This window comes from Streptomyces clavuligerus, from assembly GCF_005519465.1.
GTDB classification, from domain to species: Bacteria; Actinomycetota; Actinomycetes; order Streptomycetales; family Streptomycetaceae; genus Streptomyces; species Streptomyces clavuligerus.
Map to the genome: position 1 here is coordinate 4,491,102 of NZ_CP027858.1, position 16,419 is coordinate 4,507,520.

A 16,419-nucleotide genomic window follows, 5' to 3' on the forward strand; every position below is an offset into this window, starting at 1 on the left:
CGGGCCGCTCAGTCCCTCCTCGCGAGCAGTTCCTCCAGATGGACGCGGCCCGGTACGAGCAGACCGGGCAGCTCCTCGGCGCCCGGATGCCAGCGTTTCTCGTACTCCCAGCTCAGCCAGGTGCCGGGGGCGAGCCGCGCCAGACACTCCGCCAGCGGCAGCGCCCCCGCGCCGAGGGGGAGCGGGGCGAGGTCGTCCCGGCCCGCGACATCCTTGACCTGGACATGGCCGAGGAAGGGCGCGAGCGCGGCATGGGTCGCGGCCGGTTCCTCGCCGCCCAGCCAGGGGTGGAGCACATCCCAGACGGCCCCGGCGCCCTGGTGGCCGACCGGGCCCAGGACACGGGAGACGGCGGCGCCCGTCGGGTGCGAGTCATGGGTTTCGAGTAGCAGCCGGACGCCCGCGCCGACGGCGGCCCCGGCCGCCCGGCCGAGCCTGCGGGCGGCGATCGCGTCGGGGCCGCCGCCCGGCCTCCCGGTCCCGTCCCCGGCCGCCCCGCCGGTCGTGCCGTCCGTGGACACGTCGCCGGGCGTTCCGTCGAGGGGAGGGCCGACGGGCGCGTCGGCGGTTCCGCCGGGGAAGAGCCGGACACCGGCCGCCCCCAGGTCCCGTGCCAGCCGGATCAGCTCCCCGATCTCCTGGAGCACCCGGGCGTCGTCGCCCTCCGCCGCGACCGCCGTGTAGCCGCAGACGGCGAGGATCTTCACCCCGGCCCGTTCGAACTCCCGTGCCACGGAACGGCGTTCCGGACCGCTGAGCCCCGGGTGCACCGGCTCGTCCGGGGCGGCTCTCAGCTCCACGCCCTGATAACCGCTGTCGGCGGCGAGCGCGGCCACGTCGGCCATCGGCATGCCCGGTACCCCGAGGGTGGAGAACGCGAACCTCATGCACCGCACCTTCCCGCGTCGCCGGTTCCCATGCGCCGCTGTCCGTCCGTCGGCGGATGCCGCGGTCCATGGCGGAAAACAGCGGGCCGGGGACCGACGGCCCCCGGCCGGGGCGGCGGCTCAGCCGCGCGGCGGCGCCGTGGAGGCCCGGGGCAGCACGGTGGCCCCCATGGTGGCGATGCCCCCGTCCGGCGCGGGCTCCCGGCCCAGGGCGATCCGGCCCGCCCGCGCCCCCGCCTCGACCAGCGGCAGCCGTACCGTGGTCAGCGCCGGACCCACGTCCAGGGCGAACGGAAGATCGTCGAAACCGGCCACGGAGACATCGTCCGGAATCCGCAGCCCCTGCTCCCGCAGCGCCGCGCACACCCCCAGGGCCACCGTGTCGTTCGCGGCCACCACGGCGGTCAGCAGGGGCTCCCGCCGCAGCAGCTCCAGCGTCGCCGCGTAGCCGGAGGCACGGGTGTAGGGGCCGTGGACGGTGAGCCGGTCCTGGCCGGACGCGATCCCCGCCGCCGCGAGGGCCCGGCGGTGGCCTTCGAGCCGGTGCCGGGTGGTCGTGCGCCCGGTGGGCCCCGCGACATAGCCGATCCGGCGGTGGCCGAGAGCGAGCAGATGATCGGTCAGCCGCCGGGCGCCGCCCCGGTTGTCGAAGGTGAGCGCCGCGAGTATCGGATCGTTCTCCGCCGCCGGGAGCCCGTCGGGCAGCGGCGGACGGCCGCACAGCACCACCCTGGTGCCCGCCTGCGCGAGCCGGGCCAGCTTCGCGGTCATCGCCGCGATGTGCTCCGGGTCCTCCAGCGCGCCCCCGGTGATGAGCACCGCCGCCGCCCGCTGCCGCTGGAGCAGGGTGAGGTAGGTCAGTTCGCGCTCCGGCGATCCCCCGGTGTTGCAGACGACGGCCAGCTTCTCGCCCCCGGCGCGCCCCGAGCGCCCGCCCTGCCCGCGGACCGGATCGGCGCTCCCCGGCGCACCGGCGGCCGTCCGTGGGCCGTCCCCGCCGCCGATCTCCGTCTGCGCGGCCCCGGCCATGATCCCGAAGAAGGGGTCCGCGATGTCGTTGACCAGGATGCCCACCAGGTCGGAGGTGGCGGCGGCGAGCGCGCTGGCCGGGCCGTTCAGGACATAGTCCAGCTCGTCCACCGCCCTGAGCACCCGCTCCCGGGTCGAGGCGGCGACGGGGTAGTTCCCGTTCAGCACCCGGGACACGGTCGCCGGGGACACCCGCGCGCGGGCCGCGACATCCGCCAGGGTGACTGTCATGGCTTCCTCCGGGGGAGATGGGCCGGGGCTCTTGTCCGCGCCGTTGTCGGCAGGCTAGCGTTCATACCTCGTAGAAAGCGCTTGCTGCGACGTTGTCCCGGTAACACCGCATCACGACGACACCGTCCTCACGACCGCCGACGCGAGCGACCCCGGCCCGGCGCCCCGTGCCCACGGTGCCCCGCGTCCCCGAGCGCCCGCGCCGCACGCCCCCGACCCCTCGCGGCGCGCCGCACCACGACCTGCCGTATCCCGCCGTACCGTCCCTCTCCCGCCATATCCCGCCGCATCCAGCCGTACAGCGCCGCGTCCCGCCGTACCGCTCCGGATCGCCGCGCCCGCCGTATCCGCCGCCCGCACCGCGTCCCGCGGCCGCCGCGCGTCCGGCCGACGGCGGTGCGCGTCCCGTCCGGCGGCGGTGCGCGTCCGTCCGGCGGCGGCGCGCCGCACGTCCCACCCGTGTCCGGGCCCGGGCCGCACCCGGGAGCCGACGCCCAGAAAGGCACGTCATGACACGCAGAACCGTGCGGATCGCCATGAACGGCGTCACCGGCCGCATGGGCTACCGCCAGCACCTCGTACGCTCCCTGCTGGCCCTCCGCGAACAGGGCGGTCTCGACCTCGGCGGCGGCGATGTCCTCTGGCCGGAACCGGTCCTCGTCGGCCGCCGCCCCGAGGCGCTGAGCGCCATCGCCGGGCGCCATGGCCTCGACCACTGGACCACCGACCTCGGCGCCCTGCTCGCCGCCGAGGGCGAGGACGGCGTGGAGGTCTACTTCGACGCCCAGGTGACCAGCGCCCGTGCCGCCGCCGTCCGCCGGGCCGTCGCCGCCGGGAAACACATCTACGTCGAGAAGCCGACGGCCTCCTCCCTCGCGGAGGCCCTGGAGCTGGCCCGCCTCGCCGAGGCCGCAGGAGTACGGCACGGAGTGGTCCAGGACAAGATCTTCCTGCCGGGGCTGCGCAAGTTGAAGCGCCTGATCGACGGGGGGTTCTTCGGCCGCATCCTCTCCGTCCGGGGCGAGTTCGGCTACTGGGTCTTCGAGGGGGACTGGCAGAGCGCCCAGCGCCCCTCCTGGAACTACCGGTCCGCCGACGGCGGCGGCATCACCGCCGACATGCTCCCCCACTGGGACTATCTCCTGCGCGAGTTGTTCGGCGGGGTCACCAGCGTCTACGCGCAGACCGCCACCCACCTCCCGCGCCGCTGGGACGAGCGCGGCGAGCCCTACGACGCCACGGCGGACGACGCCGTCTACGCCGTCTTCCAGCTCCCGGGCGGGGCTGTCGCGCAGATCAACTCCTCCTGGGCGGTCCGGGTGATGCGCGACGAGCTGGTGGAGTTCCAGGTCGACGGAACCCATGGCTCCGCCGTTGCCGGACTGCGGCACTGCCGGGCCCAGCACCGCGCCGCGACCCCCAAACCGGTCTGGAACCCGGACCTCCCCGCCACGGAGCCCTTCCGCGAACAGTGGCAGGAGGTCCCCGACAACGAGGACTTCGACAACGGCTTCAAGGCGCAGTGGGAGCTGTTCCTGCGCCATGTGGCCCTCGGCGAGCCCTACCACTGGGACCTGCTGGCGGGCGCGCGCGGAGTGCACCTCGCCGAACTGGGCCTGCGGTCCTCCGCCGAGGGCCGCCGTATCGAGGTGCCGGAGCTGACGCTGTGACCCTCCGGCTGCCCGGCGCGGACGGGAGCCTGCGCGCCCACACCCCGCGCGCCGACCCCCTGGTGTGCGCCCCGGGGCCGCCGCCCCGCTCCCGTACCGTCCTCGCGGCGGCCCATGTGGTCGCCGACCCCCGGGCGGACCCCTCGGGACCGCCCGCCGTGGACTGGGACGCCACCCTCGCCTTCCGCCGCCATCTGTGGTCGTACGGGCTCGGGGTCGCGGAGGCCATGGACACCGCCCAGCGCGGCATGGGGCTCGACTGGCCCACGGCGGCGGAGCTGATCCGGCGGACGGCCGCCGAGGCGAGGGCCGAGGGCGGGGCCCTGGTCTGCGGGGTCGGCACCGATCAGCTCCCCGCGCCCGCCGCCGCCCACGACCGCGTGCCGCCCGCCGGGCACGGCCCCGCGCCCGCCGCCGTCCGGGACCGCGGCCCCGCGCCGCTCGCCGCCGTGCGCCGCGCGTACACCGAACAGCTCGCGCTGGTCGAGGAGGCGGGGGCGCGGCCGGTCCTGATGGCGTCCCGCGCGCTGGCCGCCGCCGCCCGGGGCCCGGAGGACTATCTCGACGTCTACGGCGAACTGCTGCGGCAGTCGTCGGGACCGGTGATCCTGCACTGGCTCGGCCCGATGTTCGACCCCGCGCTCCACGGCTACTGGGGCAGCCCCGACCTGGACCGGGCCACCGGGACCCTGCTGGAGCTGATCGCCGCCCACCCGGACCGGGTCGACGGGGTCAAGATCTCCCTGCTCGACGCGGGCCGCGAGACGGAGCTGCGGCGGCGGCTCCCCGCCGGGGTGCGCTGCTACACGGGGGACGACTTCCACTACCCCGAGCTGATCGCGGGCAATCAGAGCGATTTCAGCCATGCCCTGCTGGGGATCTTCGACCCACTGGGTCCGCTCGCCGCCGACGCCGTACGGGCCCTGGACCGGGGCGACACCCCGGCCTTCCGGGCCCGGCTCGATCCGACCGTGCCGCTCGCGCGGCATCTCTTCGGCCCCCCGACCCGCCACTACAAGACCGGTGTGGTGCTGCTGGCCTGGCTCGCCGGGCACCAGTCGCACTTCGCGATGGTCGGCGGCCTCCAGTCCGCCCGCTCCCTGCCCCACCTCGCCCGCGCCTACGAACTCGCCGACGGTCTGGGGCTCTTCCCCGACCCGGCGCTCGCGGAGGCCCGGATGCGCTCCCTGCTCGCCGTGTACGGGGTCGGCGCGTGACCCCCGCCGCACCGGTGCCGCCGGTGGTCCCCGCGCGCGGTCTGGAACGCTTCAGCATCAATCAGATGACCGTCCGCCAACTGCCGCTGCCCGCCCTTGTCGAGGAGTGTCTGCGGCTCGGTGTCCCCGGTGTCGGACTCTGGCGCGAACCCGTCCGCGCCCACGGCGTCGAGGCCACCGCCCGGCTGCTCCGGGGCGCCGGGATCACCGTCACCAGCCTGTGCCGGGGCGGCTTCCTCACCGCCCGGGAGCCGGACGCCCGGCGGGGCGCCCTCGACGACAACCGCGCGGCGATCGACGAGGCGGCCGGGCTCGGCACCGGCGTCCTCGTCCTGGTCTGCGGCGGGCTGCCCCCGGGCAGCCGCGACCTCACCGGGGCCCGGGAGCGGATCGCCGACGCCCTGACCGTGCTCGCCCCCTACGCCGCCGAGCGCGCGGTACGGCTCGCGATCGAGCCGCTGCACCCGATGTACGCCGCCGACCGCTCGGTGGTCTCCACCCTGGGCCAGGCCCTGGAGCTGGCCGGACGCTTCCCGCCCGGGCATGTGGGCGTCGTCGTCGACACCTACCACCTCTGGTGGGACGACACGGCCCCCGCGGCCCTCGCCCGCGCCGGAGCCGACGGCCGGCTCGCCGCCTTCCAACTGGCCGACTGGATCACCCCGCTGCCCGAAGGGGTCCTCACCGGACGCGGCCAGCTCGGCGACGGCTCGATCCCGCTGCGCCACTGGCGGGAGCTGATGGACGCCGCCGGATACACCGGACCGATCGAGGTCGAGCTGTTCAACGAGGACCTGTGGGCCGGGGACGGGGCGTCGCTCCTGGCGGAGACGGCCACCCGCTTCCGGGAGCAGGTGCTCTGACCGTCCACCAGTGATTTTCGGCCAGACCGCGGAAATCTCGCGCGGGATGACATAGCCGCAGGGCCCGTACGCCGTCTGAAGGGTGTACGGGTCCACGGGGCGGGCGCATCCGCACGCGGCGCGCGGCCCGTGCGGAGGACAGCGGCCCCCGACACGGAGGACCGGACAGAGTGAAGACGAGCGCGGAGATCGAGTTCCGGGCCTTCGTGGTGAGCCGGTGGCCACGGATGTTACGGACCGCCCGCCTGTTGACGGGCAATCATCACGACGCGGAGGACCTGGTGCAATCGGCGCTGGTCAAGACCTATGTGAAATGGGAACGGGTGCGGCGCGCCGACGAACCCGACGCCTATGTGTGGCGCATTCTGCTCAACACGAACGCGGACCGGGCCCGGTTGAAGCGGGTCCGGGAATGGCTCACGCCCTGCTTCCCGGAGACCGTGGCCCCGGACCGCGTGGACGGCATCGCGGAGGCGGGGGCCGTCGCCCAGGCCCTGCGCCGACTGCCCGCCCGTCAGCGGGCGGTGATCGTCCTGCGGTATCTGGAGGACCGCAGCGAATCGGAGGTGGCCCATATCCTCGGCACCCACGTCGGTACGGTGCGCAGCCACGCCGCGCGCGCCCTGTACCGGCTGCGGGAACAGCCGGGGGTGCTTCAGGAGTGGGCGGGTACTCCCGGCGCGGACCGCACGGGGGTCGGCCCGAAGGCCGAGGAGGCCCGCTCATGAGCGAAGGACGACCCGCTCCCGGCCGTGGCGCCGGGGGCGGGCACGTCAACGGCACCCCGGTGAGCCGGTGTCGGCTCACGGCGGCGCCCGGCGATCTGACGGGCCTGGAGAACGCCGTACGGGCGGCCCTGCTGAGGGAGGCGGGCGAACCGCCGACCGCCCTGGCGCCCGTGAACCAGGTGGTGCGGATGGGGGGCCTGGCCCGGTACGCGCGGACCGTCCGGCGGCGGACGTACGCGGCGGTGACCCTGGCGCTCTGTCTGGTGCTGGGGCTCTGGGGCACGGGCGCCCTGCACCACTTGAGGCCGGCCTCGTCCGGAAACGCTGACAACGCCGCCAAACCGCGCTCAGGGGCGAGGCCGGACACGCTGACCGTGGCGAACGGGACGACCGAGGTGGCGCCCGGTGAACGGGTCGTCATCGAACCGGACTTCCACGCCGTCCTGGGGGCGGACCGGGAGCCGAATGTCCTCGTCACCGGGCCGGTCGGGGCCCGCTACCGGTGCGGCAGGTGCGTCGGCCCGGAAGGTCTGGACGTCGAGGTGTTCCGCACCGGCGGGGGTGGGGGCCTCGTCGTCGGGACGTTCCGGCTCCAGCGCATGCCGACGAGGGTGGTGGTGGAGTACCGGAAGGTGGAGTACCGGGCAAACGTTATCCGTTTGCGTGGCACTTACCCTGGTTGGGGTACTTTCTACACATTCATCCACTCGACTCCGAAGCCGGGCTCCGGCCAGCGGGTGAAGGCCGTGGCGTACGGGCCCGACGGGAGTGCCCTCGCCGGGGTCGGGGCCTGAGGGCGGGTCCGCGTGCCCCGGCGGGAGGGGCCCGCGGCCCGGAGTTTTCCACAGGCTCCGCCGGGTGTCCGAGGGCGGAGGTAGCGTCGGGGGCATGTCCAATCTGGCAGTGCTCGAAGGCGTTCTGGAGCGCATCACCTACGCCAATGAGGAGAACGGCTGGACGGTGGCCCGGGTCGACACCGGCCGCGGCTCCGGCGATCTCCTCACGGTGGTGGGGTCGCTGCTCGGCGCCCAGGTGGGGGAGTCGCTGCGGATGGAGGGCCGCTGGGGCTCCCATACGCAGTACGGCAAGCAGTTCACGGTGGAGAACTACACGACGGTCCTCCCCGCCACCGTCCAGGGCATACGCCGCTATCTGGGCTCGGGCCTGATCAAGGGCATCGGGCCCAGGATCGCCGAGCGGATCGTCGACCACTTCGGTGTGGACACGCTCGATGTCATCGAGCGCGAGCCGAAGCGGCTGATCGAGGTCCCCGGGCTCGGCCCCAAGCGGACCCGGCTGATCGGCGCCGCCTGGGAGGAGCAGAAGGCCATCAAGGAGGTCATGGTCTTCCTCCAGGGGGTCGGGGTCTCCACCTCGATCGCCGTGCGCATCTACAAGAAGTACGAGGACGCCTCGATCTCGGTGGTCCGCAATCAGCCCTACCGGCTGGCGGCGGACGTCTGGGGCATCGGCTTCCTCACCGCCGACCGGATCGCCCAGGCCGTGGGGATTCCGCACGACAGCCCGGAGCGGGTCAAGGCAGGGCTCCAGTACGCGCTGTCGCAATCCACCGACCAGGGGCACTGCTTCCTGCCCGAGGAGCGGCTGATCGCGGACGCCGTGAAACTGCTTCAGGTGGACACCGGTCTGGTCATCGACTGCCTGGCGGAGCTGGCGGCGGACGCGGAGGGGGTCGTCCGCGAGACCGTTCCGGCGCCGGACGGCGGCGAGCCGGTGACGGCGGTGTATCTGGTGCCCTTCCACCGTGCCGAGCTGTCGCTCTCGGCCCAGGTGCTGCGGCTGCTGCACGCCGACGGCGACCGGATGCCCGCCTTCCAGGACGTGGACTGGAGCAAGGCCCTTCAGTGGCTCGCCCGGCGGACGGGGGCCGAGCTGGCCCCCGAGCAGGAGCAGGCGGTACGGCTCGCGCTGACCAGCAGGGTGGCGGTGCTGACAGGCGGGCCCGGCTGCGGCAAGTCCTTCACCGTCCGCTCCGTGGTCGAGCTGGCCCGCGCCAAGAAGGCCAAGGTGGTGCTCGCCGCGCCCACCGGACGGGCCGCGAAACGGCTGTCGGAGCTGACCGGCGCGGAGGCGTCCACCGTCCACCGGCTGCTGGAGCTGAAGCCCGGCGGGGACGCCGCCTACGACCGGGACCGGCCGCTGGACGCGGATCTCGTCGTCGTCGACGAGGCGTCGATGCTCGATCTGCTGCTCGCCAACAAGCTGGTGAAGGCGGTGGCCCCCGGGGCGCATCTGCTGCTCGTCGGGGATGTGGACCAGTTGCCGAGCGTGGGCGCGGGGGAGGTGCTGCGGGACCTGCTGGCGGCGGAGGGTCCGGTTCCGAGGGTGCGCCTCACCCGTATCTTCCGGCAGGCCCAGGAGTCGGGCGTGGTGACCAACGCCCATCGCATCAACTCCGGCGCGCCGCCCCTCACCACCGGGCTGAAGGACTTCTTCCTCTTCGCCGAGGAGGAGACGGAGGACGCCGGACGGCTCACCGTGGAAGTGGCTGCCCATCGCATCCCGGCCAAATTCGGTCTCGACCCCCGACGGGACATCCAGGTCCTGGCCCCCATGCACCGGGGTCCGGCGGGCGCGGGCGTCCTCAATGGCCTGCTCCAGCAGGCCATTACCCCCGCACGTCCGGACCTGGCCGAGAAGCGTTTCGGCGGCCGGATTTTCCGGGTCGGCGACAAGGTCACCCAGATCCGCAACAACTACGAGAAGGGCGCCAATGGCGTCTTCAACGGCACGGTCGGCGTGGTCACCGCCCTCCACCTGGAGGAACAGCGGCTGACGGTGCGGACCGACGAGGACGAGGAGGTGCCGTACGACTTCGACGAACTGGACGAGCTGGCCCATGCCTACGCCGTGACCATCCACCGCTCCCAGGGCAGCGAATACCCCGCCGTGGTGATCCCGGTCACCACAGGTGCCTGGATGATGCTCCAGCGCAATCTGCTGTACACGGCGGTCACCCGGGCCAGAAAGCTGGTGGTGCTGGTCGGCTCACGCAAGGCGATCGGGCAGGCCGTGCGCACCGTTTCCGCAGGAAGACGGTTCACCGCGCTCGATCACCGGCTTGCGGGGCGTTGAGGGCGGGGGCTGCGCCGGGCGGGGGAAGCCCCCCGGTGCCGGGGTGGGAAATGCCACCCCGACTTCCAGAATCAGGGCGAACGGGGCAGGATGAGCAGGCTGACGGCACTGAGTGCCGCCAACAGGCCCAACGGTCGACCCCGAGTGCACTCTGCTGGGCCAAATGGGGGATGGTAGAGACAGTCAGGGCACCTCGAAGAAGAGGCACTACGTCGGTGAGGGATGACGTGAGCGACAACTCTGTAGTACTGCGGTACGCGGACGGTGAATACACCTACCCGGTGGTCGAGAGCACCGTCGGTGACAAGGGCTTCGACATCGGGAAGCTCCGAGCCCAGACCGGTCTGGTGACCCTGGACAGCGGCTACGGCAACACGGCCGCCTATAAATCCGCGATCACCTATCTCGACGGCGAGCGGGGCATCCTGCGCTACCGGGGCTACCCGATCGAGCAGCTGGCGGAGCGCTCCACCTTCCTTGAGGTGGCCTACCTCCTCATCAACGGCGAGCTTCCGACCGTGGACGAGCTGGCCGCCTTCAAGGGCGAGATCACCCAGCACACGCTGCTGCACGAGGACGTCAAGCGGTTCTTCGACGGCTTCCCGCGCGACGCCCACCCGATGGCGATGCTCTCCTCGGTGGTCAGCGCGCTGTCGACGTTCTACCAGGACAGCCACAACCCGTTCGACGAGAAGCAGCGCCACCTCTCGACGATCCGGCTGCTGGCCAAGCTGCCGACGATCGCGGCGTACGCCTACAAGAAGTCGATCGGCCACCCCTTCGTCTATCCGCGCAACGACCTGGGTTACGTGGAGAACTTCCTGCGGATGACGTTCTCCGTCCCGGCGCAGGAGTACGACCTCGACCCGGTCGTCGTGGCGGCGCTGGACAAGCTGCTCATCCTGCACGCGGACCACGAGCAGAACTGCTCGACCTCCACCGTCCGGCTGGTCGGCTCCTCGCAGGCCAATATGTTCGCGTCGATCTCCGCGGGCATCTCCGCCCTGTGGGGTCCGCTGCACGGCGGCGCCAACCAGTCGGTGCTGGAGATGCTGGAGGGCATCCAGGCCGGTGGCGGCGATGTCGACACCTTCATCCGCAAGGTGAAGAACAAGGAGGACGGCGTCCGCCTGATGGGCTTCGGGCACCGCGTCTACAAGAACTTCGACCCCCGGGCGAAGATCATCAAGGCGGCGGCGCACGATGTCCTCTCGGCCCTCGGCAAGTCCGACGAGCTGCTGGACATCGCCCTGAAGCTGGAGGAGCACGCGCTCTCCGACGACTACTTCGTCGAGCGCAAGCTCTACCCCAACGTGGACTTCTACACCGGTCTGATCTACCGGGCCATGGGCTTCCCGACCGAGATGTTCACCGTGCTCTTCGCGCTCGGCCGGCTGCCCGGCTGGATCGCCCAGTGGCACGAGATGATCAAGGAGCCGGGTTCCCGCATCGGCCGTCCGCGCCAGATCTACACCGGTGTCGTCGAGCGCGACTTCGTCCCGGTCGAGGCCCGCTGACGCCTGCCGTCCCCCGCTGTTCCCCGCCCGCCCGCGCCGTCGCCCTTCGGGGTCACGGCGCGGGCGGCGCTCTGAACGGCTCTGTGCCGGCCGGACGGCCCCGTCCGGCCCCCGCGGCCGGGATGTGTCCGCCCGGGGCCCTGCGGGGCCGTACGGCCCCGGGAGAGACGAAAGCGCCCCGTTGCCGATCCCCCCACGGGTCGGCGAACGGGGCGCTTCCCATATCCCCGGAGCGGATTCCCCCCACGGGACCCGGCCGGGTGTTTCGGGGCGCGGAGTGTCCGCGCGGTCTGCCGGGGTACGCACACACGGGAGGGCCGCTCATAGCTCCCCGGGTACGTGCCCCGGCCAACGCTTGCCTGGGACGTCCCCCAAGACATCCCATGAACGTCCCCCAAGACGTTCTCGGCATCGCCCACATAGACTCATGAAGAGCCTCGATGGTTACCCCCAAATATCTGTGATCTAGGTCTCTTTGTGAAGGTCTTGTGCGTCACATGTAGTCGACCGAAGCGTCACGGCTCTGTGTCGGCCGCTGGGCAAACCGGGCGAATCGGAGTCGGCCGATTTTAGGATCATGGGTTTGACCTGCTCAGATGCCATTCGGCGCCGATGGGCCCTCTGGTGCGGTGGCCCCGGCGGGTGGCCGGAAAAGATTTCTCCAAGGGGCTCCGGTGGCCTCGGCCGACGCCCTGTCGACCCGGCGCGGGACGCCCGGGTGACCTGCGCGGGGTCCGGGGCGGGCCGGGGTGCCGGTGTCCGGAAGCGGAGCGGGGCCGTACCGGGCCGTCGTGCGGCTGATCGGTACGGCCCCGAAGGTCCGAGGTGTCGGCGCTGCCGGCGCCGACGGCGGTGCCGCCGGTGCTCAGGCGGCCGGGCCCACCAGCTCGTATCCGGCCTCGTCCACGGCGGCGCGCACGGCCTCCTCGTCCAGCGGCGCCTCGGAGACGACCGTGACCCTGCCGGTCGCGGCTTCGGCGGTCACCGAGGAGACCCCGGCGATGGCCGAGACCTCGGCCGAGACGGCCCCCTCGCAGTGGCCGCACGTCATCCCGGAGACCTGGTAGACGGTGGTGACACCGGCCGTCTGCGCGGGTGCCGCGCCCGTGCCGCAGGAGCCGCCGCCGCAGCAGCCGGAGGCGGAGCCGGTCGCGGTGATCTCGATCTCGTTCTCGGTCTTCGCGGTCATGTCGTTCTCCTCGCGGGACGTCCGGCGCGCGGATGGCGCGCACGGATGGGCGGTTCAGGGGCTGCCGGGTCTCTCTCCCGCCTCCCTGTGGCCCTCACCCTACAATACCCCTAGGGGGTATGGCGAGTCCCGGGGGCGGCTCCGCGCCCCGGGCGGGGCGCGGAGCCGTGCGCACGGCGGACGTTCAGCCCCTGCCGCCCCGGTTCGCGCCGCGCCGGTATCCGGGCCGCCCGGCCACCCAGACATGAATGGTCTCCACGTACCAGAACGGCCTGCCGCCCTCCACCACGTCGGGCGGGGGGAGCAGACCGTGCTTGCGGTAGGTGCGGACGGTGTCGGGCTGCACCCGGATGTGGGTGGCGATGTCCTTGTACGACCAGAGCGCGCGTTCCGTCATCGGTGTGACACCTCCCTGTACGCGCGGCAGCGGCGGCCGGGGGACCGTCGATCGGCCTGTCGCGCGAACGCTGGCGATCGATCACTGAGCCTGCGCCCCGGAAGGGCCCCGCGTGGAGAGGGAGAGCAAGGATGTCGACCGTTCGTGACGGAAGGTCCGCGCAACGGAGACACGTGTGATGAGCGGGCGACAATTCACCCGGACGGCGGCTGTTGTCCACGGGCCCCGCGTGCGGTGGCCCGCAGTGCCGCCGTGGCCGCGCGCGGCGCCCCCGCCGGACGGCCCGGCGGGGGCTGCGGACCGCGCTGCGCGGGATGGGTGTCAGGCGCCGCAGGAGCGCAGGAAACGCCGGGTCCGCCGGGCGATCGGAAGGGGCCGGTCCGGCGGGCAGGGGTACATGTCCTGCTCCACGATGGCGAAGAGGTCCACGTCCAGCGCCTGTGCCGCCGCGAGCACCGGCTCCAGGGCGGGCACCCCGGACGGTGGCTCGCACATCACCCCGCGCCCCACGGCGGGCCCGAACGGCAGATCCTCGGCGACCACCCCGGCGAGGACCTCCGGGTCCACCTGCTTGAGGTGGAGATAGCCGATGCGCTCCCCGTAGGTCTCGATCAGCTTCACGCTGTCCCCGCCGCAGTACGCGTAGTGCCCCGTGTCCAGACAGAGCGAGACATCGCGGGGATCGGTGGCGTCGAGGAAGCGGGCGACGTTCTCCTCGGTGTCGATATGGGTGTCCGCGTGCGGATGGACGACGATCCTCAGCCCGTACCGCTCGCGCACCTCCCGTCCCAGCCGCTCGGTCTGAGCGGCCAGATCCCGCCACTGGCGGGCCGTCAGGGTGCTGCTCTCCCGTACCTGCCCGGTCTTGTCGTCCCGCCAGAACGAGGGGATGACCACCAGGTGCTCCGCGCCCATCGCCCGGGTGAGCCCGGCGATGGCCGAGACATGGGCCCAGGTCTCCTCCCAGACGGCGGGCCCGTGGTGCAGCCCGGTGAAGACCGTTCCGGCCGAGACCCGCAGCCCCCGCCGCGCGGTCTCGTCGGCCAGCCGCGCCGGGTCGGTGGGGAGATAGCCGTACGGACCCAGCTCGATCCACTCGTAACCGGCCTCGGCGACCTCGTCGAGGAAGCGCTGCCAGGGCACCTGCCGCGGGTCGTCGGGGAACCACACCCCCCAGGAGTCGGGGGCGGAGCCGACCCGGATGCGGTGCAGGGAGCGGGCGGAGGAGGTCATGGAAGAGAGCTTTCCGGCCATCTCGGAAGGGTGTCAAGGCTACGTCCGAATGTAAGGACAAAATGTTGACAGGGCTCGGTCCCGGCGACTAGACCTGGAGGGACCGTACGCGCGGACGGGGCAGCCGGAACGGGACGGCAACGGGACCGGACCGGCAATGGGACCGGACCGGGACGGGCGGACAGGAGCCAGGAGTGAAGGGGCGCGGATGACGCTGGCGGACGGCTCTCGGCCGGGCGGGGCGGACAGGTCGGACGGCCCCGAGCCGTACGACGTGATCACCATGGGCCGGATCGGGGTCGACCTCTATCCGCTGCGGACGGGTGTTCCGCTGGCGCGCGTCGACGTGTTCGGGAAGTTCCTCGGCGGCTCCGCCACCAATGTCGCCGTCGGCGCCGCCCGGCTCGGCCGCCGCACCGCCGTGATCACCCGCACCGGGCAGGACGCCTTCGGGGAGTACGCGCACGAGGCCCTGCGCGGCTTCGGGGTGGACGACCGCTGGGTCACCCCGGTCCCCGCGTACCCCACCCCCGTCACCTTCTGCGAGATCTTCCCCCCGGACGACTTCCCGCTCTGGTTCTACCGGCAGCCCAAGGCCCCCGACCTGGAGATCCTGCCCCAGGAGCTGGACCTCGCCGCCGTGCGCGCCGCCCGGGTCTTCTGGATGACCGGCACCGGCCTGTGCGCCGAGCCGAGCCGCGGCGCGACCCTCGCCGCGCTCGCCCACCGCGACCGCGCCGGGATCACCGTCTTCGACCTCGACTGGCGGCCGATGTTCTGGCAGGACCCCGAGGAGGCGCGGCCCCACTACCGCCGGGCGCTCGCCCACGCGACCGTCGCCGTCGGCAACCTGGACGAGTGCGAGATCGCCACCGGTGAGCGCGCACCGGACGCGGCGGCCCGCGCGCTGCTCGCCGCCGGGGTGGAGCTGGCCGTGGTCAAGCAGGGCCCCGAGGGCGTGCTGGCCCTCCACCGCGACGGGACCCGGGTGGTGGTGCCGCCCGTCCCGGTCGAGGTGGTCAACGGCCTCGGCGCGGGCGACGCCTTCGGCGGCGCGCTCTGCCACGGGCTGCTCTCCGGCTGGGAGCCGGGCGCGGTCATGCGGTACGCCAACGCCGCCGGGGCGATCGTGGCGGCCCGGCTCGCCTGCTCCACGGCGATGCCGTACCCGGACGAGGTCGAGCAGGTCCTCGCGGGCGGCCCGGTGCCGCCCTCGCCCACGCCACCGCCGCAGCCTCCCGCCGGACCCGTACCGGCCGTTCCCGGATCGGCCCCGGCCATGGCACCGGCGCGACCCCCGGCCGGGCCCGGGGTCCCGCCCGCGCCGCCGCAGCCGCCCGCCGGGCCCGGGGAGCCGTCGTGACCCGGATCGACATCGCCGAGCTGGTCGGCATCCGCACCCGCCACCCCGAGGCCGTCGCCGAGGCCGCGGCCCACCGCCGCCGACGGCCCGGACCCATCGGCGCGAGCGGACGGCTGATGATCATCGCCGCCGACCACCCGGCGCGCGGCGCGCTCGCCGTCGGCGACAGCAGACTCGCCATGGCCAACCGCCTCGACCTGCTGGAACGGCTCTGTCTCGCCCTCTCCCGGCCCGGTGTCGACGGGGTGCTCGCCACCGCCGACATCCTCGACGACCTGCTGCTGCTCGGCGCGCTCGACGACCGGATCGTGATGGGCTCGATGAACCGGGGCGGCCTCGCGGGCGCCTCGTTCGAACTGGACGACCGCTTCACCGGCCACCGCGCGCAGGATCTCGACCGGCTCGGCTTCGACGCGGGGAAGCTGCTGCTGCGCATCGACTACCAGGACCCGGCGTCCGTGGAGACCCTGCACTCCACCGCGCGGGTCGTGGACGAGATGGCCGAGCGCCGGCTGCCCGTCTTCATCGAGCCGTTCATCTGCCACCGGGTGGACGGGCGGCTGCGGACCGATCTGAGCGCGGAGGCGGTCACCCGTTCCATCGCCATCGCGTCCGGACTCGCCGGGACCTCCGCGTACACCTGGCTGAAAGTCCCCGTCACCGAGAACCCCGACGACATGGCCGCCGTGATGGAGACCTCCACCCTCCCCGCCGTCATCCTCGGCGGCGAGATCGGCGGCGACCAGGACGGCGCGTACGAGAAATGGCGCGGCGCGCTGCGGCTGCCGACCGTCCAGGGGCTGGTGGTGGGCCGTTCGCTGCTCTATCCGGCGGACGGGGACGTGGCCGCGGCGGTGGACACGGCGGTGGGGCTGCTGTGACCCGGCCGGCGCACCGCCGGGCCGCACGGGCGGTACGGGGCGCACCCGGTGCCCGGGGCGGTACCCGGGCCAGGACGGTACGGACGGTCAGAGGACGTGGGGTACACGGGGTACGAGG

General features: G+C 73.2%; 14 protein-coding genes. 9 read left to right on the forward strand and 5 right to left on the reverse strand.

The genetic code is table 11. The features are described 5' to 3' along the window. Positions 1-8 precede the first annotated feature (8 nt). The gene (locus CRV15_RS18900; protein ID WP_003960553.1) at positions 9-887 is read right to left on the reverse strand and encodes a sugar phosphate isomerase/epimerase family protein; all 879 of its coding nucleotides are present in this window, start codon (positions 885-887) and stop codon (positions 9-11) included. 120 nt (positions 888-1,007) lie between these two features. Further along, positions 1,008-2,147 carry a LacI family DNA-binding transcriptional regulator gene (locus tag CRV15_RS18905; RefSeq protein ID WP_003960552.1) on the reverse strand — a complete coding sequence of 380 codons (1,140 nt, stop codon included), beginning with the start codon at positions 2,145-2,147 and terminating at the stop codon, positions 1,008-1,010. Positions 2,148-2,656: 509 nt separating this feature from the next. Between CRV15_RS18905 and CRV15_RS18910 the strand changes: the two genes are divergently transcribed. The 7 genes from CRV15_RS18910 to CRV15_RS18940 all read left to right on the forward strand — a co-directional run bounded on the left by CRV15_RS18910 (position 2,657) and on the right by CRV15_RS18940 (position 11,238). Continuing rightward, positions 2,657-3,817: a Gfo/Idh/MocA family protein gene (locus CRV15_RS18910; RefSeq protein WP_003960551.1), complete on the forward strand. Its 1,161-nt coding sequence runs from the start codon at positions 2,657-2,659 to the stop codon at positions 3,815-3,817. After that, complete coding sequence (locus CRV15_RS18915; RefSeq protein WP_003960550.1) at positions 3,814-5,034, forward strand: dihydrodipicolinate synthase family protein; 1,221 nt, start codon at positions 3,814-3,816, stop codon at positions 5,032-5,034. Before CRV15_RS18910 ends, CRV15_RS18915 begins: the two co-directional genes overlap by 4 nt. Beyond that, entirely contained in the window at positions 5,031-5,897 is an 867-nt protein-coding gene (locus CRV15_RS18920; RefSeq protein WP_003955712.1) for a sugar phosphate isomerase/epimerase family protein, read from the forward strand. The genes CRV15_RS18915 and CRV15_RS18920 overlap by 4 nt, the downstream gene beginning before the upstream one ends. A 170-nt stretch (positions 5,898-6,067) precedes the next feature. Continuing rightward, positions 6,068-6,625 carry a SigE family RNA polymerase sigma factor gene (locus CRV15_RS18925; protein ID WP_003955713.1) on the forward strand — a complete coding sequence of 186 codons (558 nt, stop codon included), beginning with the start codon at positions 6,068-6,070 and terminating at the stop codon, positions 6,623-6,625. Continuing rightward, positions 6,622-7,419, forward strand: a complete 798-nt coding sequence (locus tag CRV15_RS18930) for a hypothetical protein (RefSeq protein ID WP_003955714.1) — start codon at positions 6,622-6,624, stop codon at positions 7,417-7,419. Before CRV15_RS18925 ends, CRV15_RS18930 begins: the two co-directional genes overlap by 4 nt. Before the next feature lie 94 nt (positions 7,420-7,513). Further along, positions 7,514-9,721 (forward strand): SF1B family DNA helicase RecD2, encoded by a 2,208-nt coding sequence (recD2, locus tag CRV15_RS18935; RefSeq protein WP_003960549.1) that lies wholly within the window; start codon positions 7,514-7,516, stop codon positions 9,719-9,721. Positions 9,722-9,948: 227 nt separating this feature from the next. Then, a complete protein-coding gene (locus tag CRV15_RS18940; protein WP_003955716.1) occupies positions 9,949-11,238 on the forward strand; it encodes a citrate synthase in 1,290 nt (429 codons plus the stop codon). An 865-nt stretch (positions 11,239-12,103) separates the two neighbouring features. On the opposite strand, the gene CRV15_RS18945 is transcribed toward CRV15_RS18940, so the two are convergent. The 3 genes from CRV15_RS18945 to CRV15_RS18955 all read right to left on the reverse strand — a co-directional run bounded on the left by CRV15_RS18945 (position 12,104) and on the right by CRV15_RS18955 (position 14,057). After that, entirely contained in the window at positions 12,104-12,427 is a 324-nt protein-coding gene (locus tag CRV15_RS18945) for a heavy-metal-associated domain-containing protein (protein ID WP_003960547.1), read from the reverse strand. Positions 12,428-12,611: 184 nt separating this feature from the next. After that, on the reverse strand, positions 12,612-12,824 hold the full coding sequence (locus CRV15_RS18950; protein WP_003960546.1) for a MerR family transcriptional regulator: 213 nt from the start codon (positions 12,822-12,824) through the stop codon (positions 12,612-12,614). 321 nt (positions 12,825-13,145) lie between these two features. Further along, entirely contained in the window at positions 13,146-14,057 is a 912-nt protein-coding gene (locus CRV15_RS18955; protein ID WP_003955717.1) for a sugar phosphate isomerase/epimerase family protein, read from the reverse strand. Between the two features lie 208 nt (positions 14,058-14,265). Between CRV15_RS18955 and iolC the strand changes: the two genes are divergently transcribed. Together iolC and CRV15_RS18965 are read left to right on the forward strand one after the other, a co-directional pair. Further along, complete coding sequence (gene iolC / locus CRV15_RS18960) at positions 14,266-15,420, forward strand: 5-dehydro-2-deoxygluconokinase (RefSeq protein WP_009996246.1); 1,155 nt, start codon at positions 14,266-14,268, stop codon at positions 15,418-15,420. Positions 15,421-15,425: 5 nt separating this feature from the next. Next, positions 15,426-16,301: a Cgl0159 family (beta/alpha)8-fold protein gene (locus tag CRV15_RS18965; RefSeq protein WP_418346551.1), complete on the forward strand. Its 876-nt coding sequence runs from the start codon at positions 15,426-15,428 to the stop codon at positions 16,299-16,301. Positions 16,302-16,419: the final 118 nt, after the last annotated feature.

Excerpts from the sequence above, each read along its gene's own strand:
- CRV15_RS18900 (WP_003960553.1), bottom strand. The coding sequence starts at position 887 with ATGAGGTTCGCGTTCTCCACCCTCGGGGTACCGGGCATGCCGATGGCC.
- CRV15_RS18905 (WP_003960552.1), bottom strand. The coding sequence starts at position 2,147 with ATGACAGTCACCCTGGCGGATGTCGCGGCCCGCGCGCGGGTGTCCCCG.
- CRV15_RS18910 (WP_003960551.1), top strand. The coding sequence starts at position 2,657 with ATGACACGCAGAACCGTGCGGATCGCCATGAACGGCGTCACCGGCCGC.
- CRV15_RS18930 (WP_003955714.1), top strand. The coding sequence starts at position 6,622 with ATGAGCGAAGGACGACCCGCTCCCGGCCGTGGCGCCGGGGGCGGGCAC.
- recD2 (WP_003960549.1), top strand. The coding sequence starts at position 7,514 with ATGTCCAATCTGGCAGTGCTCGAAGGCGTTCTGGAGCGCATCACCTAC.
- CRV15_RS18945 (WP_003960547.1), bottom strand. The coding sequence starts at position 12,427 with ATGACCGCGAAGACCGAGAACGAGATCGAGATCACCGCGACCGGCTCC.
- CRV15_RS18950 (WP_003960546.1), bottom strand. The coding sequence starts at position 12,824 with ATGACGGAACGCGCGCTCTGGTCGTACAAGGACATCGCCACCCACATC.
- CRV15_RS18955 (WP_003955717.1), bottom strand. The coding sequence starts at position 14,057 with ATGACCTCCTCCGCCCGCTCCCTGCACCGCATCCGGGTCGGCTCCGCC.
- iolC (WP_009996246.1), top strand. The coding sequence starts at position 14,266 with ATGACGCTGGCGGACGGCTCTCGGCCGGGCGGGGCGGACAGGTCGGAC.